Here is an 11,849-nt window from a genome sequence, read left to right on the forward strand (position 1 = left end):
GGCTAGCCTAGTCGCCGGCGGCCCGTGGTGGGTGCGCCGCTGCAACGCCCCGGAGTGTTTACCCCCGGAAACCCCTGACTTATCCGGTGATACTGCACCCTCACCTCTAAAGCGGTCATGATAGGAAGCATGATCACTTTCCCGGAATCCTGGGGGACGCAGACCCCCGAGCAGCGCCAGGAACGCATCGTGACCACCCTGGTGGAGGCCTTCGCTGACCTGATGGAGGCCAACCCCAGTGCGTTTCGCACCAAATTCCGCAAGATGGCCGCCGACCCCTTCGCGTTCTACCGCGGCAGCGCGTGCCTGTTCTTCGCCGACATGGCCCAACTGCACGACCCGTGGGCCGACGAGCGCACCTCGCGGGTGTGGATCCAAGGTGACCTGCACGCCGAGAACTTCGGCACCTACATGGACGGCCAGGGCCGGCTCATCTTCGACGTCAACGACTTCGACGAAGCCTACGTGGGCCACTTCACCTGGGACGTGCAGCGCTTCGTGGCCAGCATCGCCCTGTTGGCCTGGCAAAAAGCCCTCTCCGACGACGACATCGCCCACATCGTGCCCCGGTATGTGCGCGCCTACATCGACCAGGTGCGCCACTTCGCCACCCACGGCGAGGACGACGTGTTCTCCCTGGGGTTGGACAACGCCGACGGGGTCATCCACGACGTGCTCCAGCAGGCGCGGATGCGCAGCCGGGTGTCGCTGCTGGACTCGGTGACCGTCATCGACGGCTACGAACGGCGCTTCCGTGAGGGCACCGGAGTGCGGCGCCTCGACGACAGCGAACGCGCCCAGGTGCTGGCCGCATTCGAGCGCTACCAGCAGACCATCCCCTACGACAAGCGCTACGAGGGCATCGCCTACACCGTCAAAGACATCGTGGGCCGCAGCGGGTTCGGAATCGGCAGCGCCGGGCTGCCCGCCTACAACATCCTCATCGAGGGCTACACCCAAGCCCTCGACAACGACATCGTGCTGTCGATGAAGCAAGGCAACGTCGCCGCCCCCTCCCGCGTCGTCACCGAGCAGCGCATCGCCGACTACTTCGAGCACCACGGCCACCGCACCGCCGAATCCCAGCGGGCACTGCAAGCCCACGCCGACCCGCTGCTGGGCCACACCGACATCGACGGGGTCGGCTTCGTCGTGGCCGAACTCTCCCCCTACAACTCCGACCTGGACTGGGGAGAGCTCACCGAACCCGACGAGATCACCGCCGTTTTGGGCGACCTGGGACGAGCCACCGCCAAAGCCCACTGCGTCTCCGACGCCGACTCCGACCGGACTTTGGTGCCCTTCCAAACCGAGCAGGCCATCATGGAACGCCTGGGCGGCCACGAAGAGGAGTTCGTGGCGGCGATGACGCGCTTCGCCCACGACTACGCCGCCAACGTACGCGAAGACCACCGGCTGTTCGTCGAAGCCTTCCGCAACAACGCCATCCCCGGCGTGCACTCCAGCGGGTCGGCCTAAAGCTCCTCGATGGGCCGGGCCTGCGCGCACACGCCGGCGAAACCGGCCAGCGCGCGCAGTTCGGCCACCGAGCGAGGCGCTGCCGTGGCCAGGCCCGGCGCATACACCAGCGCCGCCACCACCTGCGCGCGCGACAGCGCCACATTGAGCCGGTTGCGCGAAAGCACAAAGTCCAGGCCCCGCGCGACGTCGGCAGCGCTGGAAACCGTCATGGAACACAGCACCACCGGCGCCTCCTGGCCTTGGAACCGGTCAACGGTGCCCACCCGCACCCCCTCCAGGCCGGCCTGGGCCAACGCCTGGCGCAGCGCACGCACCTGTAGGTTGAACGGCGCCACCACCATGATGTCGGCGGCGCACAGCCGCCGCTGCGGCTCCCCCGGCTGCACCAGCTCCACCCCCACCAGGCGCCCGGCCAACCCCACCACAGCCTCGACCTCCTCGGGGCTGTGCGTGGCGCGGCCGGTGTGGTCGACCTCGCAGCGGTACAGGCCGGGCCGGTGGCCCACCAGGTCACGCTGGTGGGCCACCGGGTGGGACCGCAGCCGCCCGCGGTAGGACAACTGCGACACCGGCGCGCACACGCGGGGATGCATCCGGCGGGTCTGGTCTAAAAAGTAGCCGCGTGCGGCGTCGATGATCCCCTCCTCGCCCACCAGGTGCTCCAGCGCTGAGGCGCCGGCGCCCTCGGCGTGGCTGCCTTGGACCACCTGGGGAAGCTGCTGGGGGTCGCCCAGCAGCACCAGGTTGCGGCTGGCTGCCGAGACCGCCAGGGTGTCGGCCAGCGCGAACTGGCCCGCCTCGTCGACGATCAGAGTCTCCACCGGGTCGCCCACCAGCATCGGGTTGGCGAAGTTCCAGGCCGTGCCGCCCAGGAGGTAGCCGCCGTCGCGGCGGGCGCGCCAGGCGGTGAGGTCGCGCACCGTGGCGGGTTGATCCCACGCCGTCTCGGTATCGCTGTTGGGGCCGGGGCGTTTGGCCGCGGGCAGTTCCCAACCGGCCTGGGCTGCGGCTCGCGCCGCCGCGGCCATCACGTTCTCGATGGCCTTGTGGCTGGTCGAGCACACGCCCACCGTGTGGCCGCCGGCCACCAGGTGCGTGATGAGCTGGGCGGCCAGGTAGGTTTTGCCCGCCCCCGGTGGGCCTTGCACCGCCAGATAGGAGTGGTCGAGGTCGTCGACGGCGTCGATGACCGTGGCCACCAGGTCGTGGTCGCGCTCCTCGGGCCGGGGCAGGCCGGTGCGGGTGCGCAGCCGCGGGCAGGCGCGCCGGGCCACGTCGAGGCCGGCCAGCGCCGGCAGGGCCGCGCTGTCACCGGAGCCCAAGTGGGCCACGAGGTTCTCGGTCCACTGCGCCAACGTGGTGTCTTTGGGGGTGGCCCGTACCGGCGGGCCCGGCAGCACCGCCACCGGCAGTCGGGTGTAGGTGGTGGTGGGCTCGCCGCGTTCGACCACCTCCACCCGCTCGGCGGTGGCGCGTTCCACCTGGGCGTCGACCACCTGGGCGGGCTGGCCGGCCGGGCTGGGGTAGAGCAGTCGCACCTGCTCGCCGGCGGTGAAGGGGTGGGGGCGGGAGGGGTCGGCGCGTAGCCGCACCTCGCGGCGGGCCTTGCGCTGGCGTCCGGTGGGCTCCTGCCAGGCGCCGGCTTGGCCCCCCAGCGGCACCAGGCAGTCGTGGTCGGCCTCCAGCTCCTCCAGCGGTGCTGCCAGGCGCCGGAAGTACTCCCACCAGGCTGGGCGCTCCTCACGGCGGTAGTAGCCCACCAGCGCCGCCAAGACCGCGCGGGCCTGGGCCTGCTCGTCGCGCTGGTCGGCGTGGGCGGCCACGCCGGCCAGCAGCGGCTCGGTCAGCGCCTGCTGGCGGGCCTCGATGTCGGCGCGGCGCTGGGCCGCCTCCCGTGAACGGCTGGCCTCCTCGGCGTCGAGTTCGCCTTGGGCCACCGGGCGGCAACGCACGTCGTGGTCGATGCGTTGCTTTTCCAGCCAGTCGCGCAGCCGTGCGGTCGACACGCAGTCGTCGCGGTTGTAGGCGGCGATGGTGGACAGCAGGTGGTGGGCGTGATCGTCGTCGCCGGCCTGCCAGGCGGCCACACAGGCGGCGTAGGTGTCGATGCTGGAGGTGGCCGTGGTGACCTGCCCGTGGCGGCCCGCGCCGCCGTAGAGGGGTTCGAGGTATTTGATCGAGTAGGAGCGCTGCGAGACCCGCAGGCTCGCGCGGACCACGGTGTAGAGGTCGACGAGGCGGTTGCGGCGCAGCAGATCGTCGACCTCGGCTTCGCGGGTGGCGAAGGTGGCCGCCAACAGTTTCAGCCGGTCGGCCTCATAGGAGGCGTAGTGGTAGATGTGGGCCTGGGGGTAGGTGGCCAGGCGGGCCAGCACGAAGTCCACGAAGGATTCGAAGGCCTGCTTTTCTTGGGCGCGGTTGTGGGCCCAAAACGTGTGGAAATGCTCCCCGGCGTCGCTGCCGGGGGTGGCCGTGTCGCCGGTGACGACCCCGAACAGGTACTCCAGGCCGCGCCCGTCGCCGGCGTCGTAGTAGGGGAAGCCCTCCATGTCGAAGAACATGTCGCCGGGGCTGGGCTCGGGCAGCATCGCCAGCCCCGCGTGGTCATAGACCTCGGCGATGACCTCGCCTTGGGGGTTGTCGGCGGTGCGGGTGGCGTCTTGGCGGACCTGGAGCGCGGCCTGGTCGCGCAGCCGGGTGAAGGTGTGGTGCGCCACCGTGGCCGGCCGGTCCTGCTCGTGGGCGCGAGCCAGGGCGTCGATGGTGTCGATGCCGGCTTGGCGCAGTTTGGTGGCCTGGTCGCTGCGCATGCCGGCCACGAGCGACAGGTGGCGGGCCTGGGCGCGGCCGTGGGCGCACCAGGTGGCATAGCCGCAGCCCTCACAGGCCGGGCGGGGCTCGCCCCACAGCGGGTGGGGGGCGGTGACCGGGCCGGCGAGGCGGTGTAGGAGCTGCTGGCGCAGCCGCGCCAGCAGCGGGGTGAACTCCGCAGCCCGGTGGACGTGGGTGTGGTGGTCGCCGGTGAGCAGGTACATGTGCTCGCCAGTGGCCACATCGAGCTGGGTCAGCGCCTCAGCGTAGGCGCTGAGCTGCACGATCGCGCCGGGGCCGGGGTGGTGGGCCAGTTTGGTGTCCCAGGGCTCGTAGCCGGTGGCCTCTGGGCGGGGCTGGCCGGTGTGGGGGTCGAGGCCGGCCCAGATGAGAAAGTCGGCGCGGCCGTGGAAGTGCACCCCCGGTTGCAGGGGCAGGTAGAAGCAGCCCTGGTAGATCACCGGGGCGCCGGCGCGCATCGCTTCAGTGGTGGCGTGGGCGGCCTGGGTCAGGCTGGTGTGGGTGGCTTCGGGCGCGGCGATGGTGACGACATCGGAGCCGAACACCTCGGTGAAGTGGTCGAGGTGGGCCTGCTCGTGGGCGGCGCCGCCGGCGGCCACCAGCGCGTCGACGTCGGTGGGGGCGGCCACCGTGGGGTCGCCGGCGGCCCGGGCGGCTTTGAGGGCGCTGCGGTGGTCGCACTCCAGCGCGTCGACCAGGTCGGTGGGAGAGATCACCCACCCGGAGTCGGTCTGAAACACCAGCGCCCCTTCTGCCGTTGTGCCGTGTCGATCTTGGCGGGCATTGTGCCACGGTCGGCGGCGCGAGGTGGGGGCAGTGGGGCAGGTGGGGGCGGTTGCGCCCCCACCTGGTGGGGATCGGGCGTCGTTATTGCACGATCTGCCACTGCACGTCGGCCACGCCGGCGCTCAGCGGGGCGATCTGTTCAAAAGCGGCGGTGGACAAATCGATGCAGCGGCCGGGGATGTAGGGGCCGCGGTCGTTGATGCGCACCGTCACCGACTTGCCGTTGGCGGTGTTGGTCACCCGCACCATGGTGTCGAAGGGCAAGGTTTTGTGGGCCGCGGTCATCGCGCTGGGGTCGAAGTACTCCCCCGAGGCCGTTTGCTGGCCTTGGCCGTACATGGAGGCCTCGCACTGGCCGCCTTGGCCGGTGGCCGACAGCTCCGCGCCCCCCTCGGCTTCACCGGCCTCGCCGCTCTCGCTGGAGTCGCCGGAGTCGGCTTGTGGCGTGGGCTCGGGCTGGCGCTGTTCGGGCTGGAGGGCACCGGTGGCGGCCTGGTGGGCCTGCTCGGCGGCGGCCTGGCGTTGTTCCTTGGCTTGGCTGCGGGCCTGTTCGCGGGCCTCGGGGTCGGGTGAGGCCGAGGAGCTGGGCGCGGAGGTGGCGGCGTGGGGCGGCTTGACCTGGCTGGTTGCTGATTGGGGCGCCGGCGAGAAGTCGGTGACCGCGGCGCCGGCAGCGCCGCCGGCGATGACGACCGCGCCGGTGGCGGCGGTGACGACGATGAATCGCTTGGAGCGCATGCGCGCCAGCAGCCGCTGGCGCAGGGGCCGATGAGTGCCCACGACAACAGTCCTTTGAACGGCGACAAAACAGCGGCGCCACGTCGCGGCAGCCACCGGTGGTGGTGGCGCGCTATGGGCCGAGCCCCACCCGGGACAGGGGGTGGAGAAACGACACCACCGTGCAATAGTCACGCACAGTGATATCGGGGTGAGCCTATGCACACCACCGGGGGGAGGAATACACAACCACGCAACTGCGCACCATATCACGCACTTGGTGGTGTTTCATGACTCTCATGGCTATTCGGCCATATTTAAGCAAGAAAATTTACGCTTGTCTGGTTTTAGGGTGGGTTGGGGGGAGTGGGGGTGCATCCCGCCTTTCCCTGCCCCCACGACCCTGCGTCACCCCAGTGCCGGCCAGGGAGGCGCTCACCGCCGCCGCGGCAACGCCACGCGATCCAAATCGGCGGCCACCACAATGTCCCCGCCAAACGCCCGCGCGGCCTCCTCGGCGAAGCGCGCGTCGTCACCGTCGCCATAGCGTTCCGAAAAATGGGTCAACACCACCCGACGCACCCCCGCCGCAGCCGCGATCTGGCCCGCCTGCTCAGCCGTGAGATGGCCATACCGGCGCGCCAACGCCTCCTCGCTGCGCAAAAACGTCGACTCGATCACCAACAGATCCGCCGCACGCGCCAACCGCACCGCGTTGTCACAGACCTCAGTGTCCATGACAAACGCCACCACCTGCCCCGGCCGCGGCCGGCTCACCTGCGCCAACTCCACCCGCTGCCCCACCTCGTTGACCACCCACCCCTGCCGTTGCAGCCGCCCCACCGTCGGCCCGCCCACCCCATGGCGCTCCAGCAACTCCGGCACCATCCGCACCCCGTCGGGCTCGACCAGCCGGTAGCCATAGGTGGGCACCCGATGCTGCAACGGCAGCGCCTGCACCGCCAGTCCCGTCGCGGCCCCCACCCAGGACTGCTCCCCCGCGACCGGCACCGCCACGACTCGCGCCGCTGGCACCGCCCACGAGGCCGCCCGCAGCCGCTCCCAATAGCGATACCCCGCCGCCGGAAACACCACCGGCACCTCGCGCTCCACCCCGTCGCGGGCCATCCACTGCACCACCCCCGGCAGCCCCAGGCAGTGATCCCCATGGAAATGCGTTACACACACCCGCGTCACGTCATGCGCCGACACCCCCGCCAACCGCATCTGACGCTGCGTGCCCTCCCCCGGATCGACCACCACCCCTTCGCCGTCAAACCGCAAGAAATACCCGTTATGGTTGCGCCGCTTGGTGGGCACCGCACTCGAGGTGCCCAGCACCACCAACTCCCGCATCGACATGACAGCGATCCTGCCATCGCGGCCCACCGCCTTGCCCCCCGCCGGCCAGACCAGCCCTCCGGCGGCCGACCGCGCTAGGTGCGCGGCGTGCGCGTGAGCACAGGCAGCCCGTCGGGGAACAAAACCGCGGCGGGATCGTCCAGCTCCACCCCGTGCAAGGCCGCGCTGGTGCCGGCCAGCTCGGGATTGTTCAGGTGACCGGCCACGGTCTCGATCACCTGGCGCAAGCTCGCGACCACTTCAGCCCCGCACGCCAGCGCCGCGTAGTGGGCCGCCACCGCCGGCGTGCGCGACTGGCAGGCCGCGCAGTGCAGCGCCACCCGCTTGCCCTCGGCGCGCAACGCCGCCACCGTCTGCGCCGCCTGGTCAATCACGAAGTGCAGGTTGGCGTTGACGCCGGGATGGTCGGCCAGCCACACCTCCACCCGATCCGGGCCAGCCACCCGCTCTGGGATATCGGCGCTGCCCACCCGGCACAGCGACACCACCGCGTCGAAGTCCTCCCGCAGCCGCACATACTCCAACGTCGACAGCACCACCCCCGCATCGTGGGGATGGGCCACGCCAAAAACCTCGTGCCCAGCCTCGTCCTCAGCGCGGCTCATCGACCTTCGATGGGGCCACTGGTCGGCGTCGACCCCACACACCGCCGCCAGGGCAGCCGTGACCAGCCGGCGCGGCGCCACCTGGCGGGCCAGCTCACGCTGGGGCGCCAACGGCACCCCCGAAGCGCCCCAGCGGGCCCCCGCCAGCGCCCCGGCATACATCGCCGCCTCCTGACCCCCCACCACCTGGGCCGCGCGCACCGCATGCTCGTAGTGGCCACACGGAAACCGCCGCTGTCGCGGCACCAGCTCAGGCACCGGCGTCTCGGCCACCACCCGCCACGCCCCACCCCGCGCACCAGCCACCTCCCCCGCCGGTGGGACCACCACGCCCTCAGCGACCGTGCGACGCAGCGCCAGCGCCCAGGACCGCTCCTGCTCGTCGGCCCCCACCGCCCCTACAGCATCGTCGTCGAGGCCGATCAACACCTGTTCGACCAGCCACGCCAGCCGCCGCGCCGGGCCACCCTCCCGCTTAGGCTCAACGAGCTGTTGCGCCTGAGCCGGCGCAGCGCCGGCCATGCACAACGCCGTGGCCGCCCCCAGCAACGCTCCGGCGCTACGATCCAGCCGCGGATCGTAGCGGTCCCACACGCGCGTGATCACCCTCTGGCTCCCTTCACCGGCCCCTCACTCCCGCGCCGGTCGCGCCTTCCGATCCCACCCACCCTATAGAGCCGCCCCTCCGCTGTGGCCAGCGCCTTTCTGAAAACGCCCTAGTCACTCCTTTTTTGATCATAATCGACGCCTGATTGTGAATATTCATGCCAACCTTTCAAGTATTTCTATGGGGAGTGCCAAAAATTAATGGGTGGTAAATGTAAAACTAATGCTTCAATCAATGGCGTTAAAATGATCTTGCTGTGGTTAACATTAAGTTAACTGGTTGATTTTTCGTTGGGTGTGCTTGATTCGACGGGGTGGTTGCGGGCTACTCTGGAGGGGTTTCAGCCCATTTGCATGCCGGTTGGATCGCAATTTGATCTTTGAAAAGAAAACATGGAGGGAAGATGGGCCATTGGTTCTTGCGGCGACTCGCGCTTTTCGGAGAATCAGAGGCGATCGTTGCTGAGGGCGAACCCTACAGCTATAGACGCCTATTGGAAATGGTTGATGAGTGGCGTGACTACCTGGGAAACCATCAAGTCGGCCCTGGAGAGGTAGTAGCGCTCGAGTCGCATTTCTCACCCCAAGCGTGCGCTGGTCTGCTGGCACTGGTCGAGCGGGGGGCCATTGTCGTTCCCCTCACCAGTCTTCCCGCGGCCAAACGTGAAGAGTTTCACGAGATCGCCCAAATCCAGGTGGTCATCACACTGGAAGGTATGCAGGGCCGACGCGACTTCCGGCGCACGGCGCGTAAGGCCCAGCACGAACTCTACGAGAGGCTGCGCAGCGACAACAGGCCGGGACTGGTGCTGTTCAGCTCCGGATCCTCAGGTCGCAGCAAAGCCTCTGTATTGGATTTCGAACAGGCGCTGGGACGCTATGGCGAGCCAAAGCGAGAACGGGCGCGACGAACACTTTCTTTTCTCAATATCGATCATATTGGCGGCATCAACACCCTGCTGCACACGCTGAACCACGGAGGGGCTATTATCACCACCTCCGAGCGTAGTCCCGAATCTGTTTTTGCTGCAATCGCCAAGCATGAAGTGAATGTTCTTCCGACCACCCCCACATTTCTCAACATGGTACTGATTTCAGGGTGCTGCGAACGTTACGACACAAGATCGCTTCACCTCATAACCTACGGGACTGAGCCAATGCCGTTTCAGACACTACAACGGCTCAAGGCAACTCTGCCACACGTGCGGTTCAAGCAAACCTATGGACTCTCCGAATTGGGAATCCTTCCGACCAAATCACAAAGCGACGACACACTATGGGTGAAGATCGGCGGCTCCGGATTCGATTACAAGATCGTTGAAGGAATCTTGTGGATCCGTTCGGAGATGGCCATGCTCGGCTACCTCAACGCCCCGGCTCCCTTCGATGAGCACGGATTCTTTAATACCCAGGATGCGGTGGAACAAGACGGTGACTACATCCGCATCCTGGGGCGCGACTCCGAGATCATCAATGTCGCGGGAGAAAAAGTCTATCCCAGCGAGGTCGAAGGCGTACTCTTGAGCGCACCCAATGTCGCCGACGCCACCGTCTCGGGCCAGTCCAGCCCCGTCACCGGAATGGTGGTTAAAGCCACAGTCAGGCCCGTGGAAGACGAAGACGACCAGGCCATGGCCCAGCGGCTAGGCCGCTACTGCGCCCAACGCCTTGAGGCGTTCAAGGTTCCTGTCGTCATCGAGGTCTCCCGAGCCCAGCAGCACTCCGAGCGCTTCAAGAAGATCCGGAGCACGGCATGACCCAGCTCCAGTCCTCCGAACAGCCCGTCGCCGTGATCAGCGGTGGTAGCCGAGGTCTGGGCCGTGCCCTGGTCGAACGGTTGCTAGAACGGGATTGGCGGGTGGCGACATTCAGCCGCTCAGCCAATCCCTTCACCACCCAGACACGCGAGCGCCATCCCGATACCTTCCTGTGGCAAACCGCCGACCTGGCCTCCCCCCAGACACTGCGCAGTTTCGCCAGCGACGTCACCGACCACTTCGGGCGCATCGACGCTTTAGTCAACAATGCCGCTTCACTGCACCAGGAACTGCTGCTGACCACACCCCCCGAGCAGATCGATCGGATGCTCACCACCAACCTGGCCGCGCCCATCGCCTTGGCTCAAAGCTGTGCCCGCACAATGACACGCCACGAAGGTGGCCAGATCGTCAACATCTCATCGGTCAACGCGATCCGCGGCTACCGCGGGGTCTCGGTGTACTCAGCAGCCAAGGCTGGACTCGACGGTTTCAGTCGCAGCATCGCCCGTGAGCTTGGCGCGATGGGAATCCGGGTCAATTCGGTGGTTCCAGGGTTCTTCGACAGCGACATGACCGCACAGGTCACCGACTACAACCGCGATCGCATCGTCAAACGCACCCCGCTGGGCAGGTTGGCCACCCTCGACGAGGTCGTTGACGCCGTCACTTATCTGCTCTCGCCCGCGGCCTCGTTCATCACCGGACAGACGCTCACCGTCGACGGAGGTATCACATGCTAGAGCAAACCTCGGTTCGCGCCGCAGTGGAAAACGAGATCAAACAACTACTGCCCGACCAAGAACTCTCCTCTCTGAGCGGACGGGAGGAGCTGTACGAACTGGGCATGAACTCGCTGACGCTAGCGCGACTCATCATTCAACTCGAGGCGGTCATCGGCGTAGACCCCTTCTCCCAAGGCGCCACGATCGCCGACGTGCGTTCGGTCGCAGACCTGGTCGCCACATACGAACGCGCTCTGGCCGCCTCTCCCGACAACACCCCCGCCTGATCCCACCAAAGGTCGTGCCATGCCCCAGACCCAACTGTTCTATCGTTCCATCGACGACTACCTCGGCCCCAGCGACACACGGTTCTTCTCCCGAGGCTACCGTCGGGCTGAACACCAGGTCAGCGACCTTCGAGCTAGTGCCACCGACAGCTCCCAGCCCCAGATGGAGGCCACTGTCACTGTGGATTACCCCCGCGACTGGTCCCAAAAGACCGATCAGGTCGACCTGCAGCCCCACCTGAGCAGTATCGACATGATCGTCCTCGGAGCCCAGCTCAGCGAGGCTCATCTCATCCACAGCCACGGGAAGCCGGCCAGCGCGGGCCAGAACATGTGGCTGCGCCGGGTGACGCTCAAAGCCGGGACCACCCCCAGGAGGAGTTGAGCGGGCTCGCCGCCTCCGCACGCTTGCGCGAGACCCGCCCTAGTCCCAGCGGTGAGGACACCTACGTATCCAGCTACGACTGCCAAGTGGGGGTCATGCGGGCCCGTTGCGAGATCGAGCACCGCATGGCAGCCCACGCACCGCGCCCCCAACGCTCCTACGACTCCCTTGAGCAGCTCCTAGATCGTTGATGGGAATCTTGTGGCCGGTCGCGGACATGGCGAAGGGCGCCCATGATCGATGTGTGACCAAAAACCTGGACGCCCTTCTGACCGCACTCTATGTCCATCTGGACGACCATGTCC

General features: G+C 67.6%; 8 protein-coding genes and 1 pseudogene. 5 read left to right on the forward strand and 4 right to left on the reverse strand.

Translation table 11 applies throughout. From position 1 onward, the window contains the following. Positions 1 to 129: 129 nt before the first annotated feature. Positions 130 to 1,479, forward strand: a complete 1,350-nt coding sequence (locus ABD848_RS23805; RefSeq protein ID WP_344977043.1) for a DUF2252 domain-containing protein — start codon at positions 130 to 132, stop codon at positions 1,477 to 1,479. On the opposite strand, the gene ABD848_RS23810 is transcribed toward ABD848_RS23805, so the two are convergent. The 4 genes from ABD848_RS23810 to ABD848_RS23825 all read right to left on the reverse strand — a co-directional run bounded on the left by ABD848_RS23810 (position 1,476) and on the right by ABD848_RS23825 (position 8,390). After that, positions 1,476 to 5,054: a TM0106 family RecB-like putative nuclease gene (locus ABD848_RS23810; RefSeq protein WP_344977046.1), complete on the reverse strand. Its 3,579-nt coding sequence runs from the start codon at positions 5,052 to 5,054 to the stop codon at positions 1,476 to 1,478. The two genes, ABD848_RS23805 and ABD848_RS23810, sit on opposite strands and share 4 nt — an antisense overlap. Before the next feature lie 127 nt (positions 5,055 to 5,181). Continuing rightward, positions 5,182 to 5,880, reverse strand: coding sequence for a septal ring lytic transglycosylase RlpA family protein (locus ABD848_RS23815; RefSeq protein WP_344977049.1), 699 nt, complete (start codon positions 5,878 to 5,880; stop codon positions 5,182 to 5,184). 372 nt (positions 5,881 to 6,252) lie between these two features. Then, entirely contained in the window at positions 6,253 to 7,179 is a 927-nt protein-coding gene (locus tag ABD848_RS23820) for a ribonuclease Z (protein ID WP_344977052.1), read from the reverse strand. Between the two features lie 74 nt (positions 7,180 to 7,253). Next, positions 7,254 to 8,390: a protein-tyrosine phosphatase family protein gene (locus ABD848_RS23825; protein ID WP_344977055.1), complete on the reverse strand. Its 1,137-nt coding sequence runs from the start codon at positions 8,388 to 8,390 to the stop codon at positions 7,254 to 7,256. 404 nt (positions 8,391 to 8,794) lie between these two features. Here ABD848_RS23825 and ABD848_RS23830 point away from each other — a divergent pair, with 404 nt between their 5' ends. The 4 genes and pseudogenes from ABD848_RS23830 to ABD848_RS23845 all read left to right on the forward strand — a co-directional run bounded on the left by ABD848_RS23830 (position 8,795) and on the right by ABD848_RS23845 (position 11,735). After that, on the forward strand, positions 8,795 to 10,147 hold the full coding sequence (locus ABD848_RS23830; protein ID WP_344977058.1) for a class I adenylate-forming enzyme family protein: 1,353 nt from the start codon (positions 8,795 to 8,797) through the stop codon (positions 10,145 to 10,147). Then, positions 10,144 to 10,890, forward strand: a complete 747-nt coding sequence (locus ABD848_RS23835; RefSeq protein WP_344977060.1) for an SDR family NAD(P)-dependent oxidoreductase — start codon at positions 10,144 to 10,146, stop codon at positions 10,888 to 10,890. Before ABD848_RS23830 ends, ABD848_RS23835 begins: the two co-directional genes overlap by 4 nt. Next, positions 10,884 to 11,159, forward strand: coding sequence for a phosphopantetheine-binding protein (locus ABD848_RS23840; protein ID WP_344977063.1), 276 nt, complete (start codon positions 10,884 to 10,886; stop codon positions 11,157 to 11,159). The genes ABD848_RS23835 and ABD848_RS23840 overlap by 7 nt, the downstream gene beginning before the upstream one ends. 19 nt (positions 11,160 to 11,178) lie before the next feature. After that, a pseudogene (locus tag ABD848_RS23845) lies at positions 11,179 to 11,735 on the forward strand (AvrD family protein). The last annotated feature ends 114 nt before the right edge of the window (positions 11,736 to 11,849 follow it).

The sequence above is a fragment of the Salinactinospora qingdaonensis genome (genome assembly GCF_039539445.1).
In the GTDB taxonomy this organism is placed as follows: Bacteria; Actinomycetota; Actinomycetes; order Streptosporangiales; family Streptosporangiaceae; genus Salinactinospora; species Salinactinospora qingdaonensis.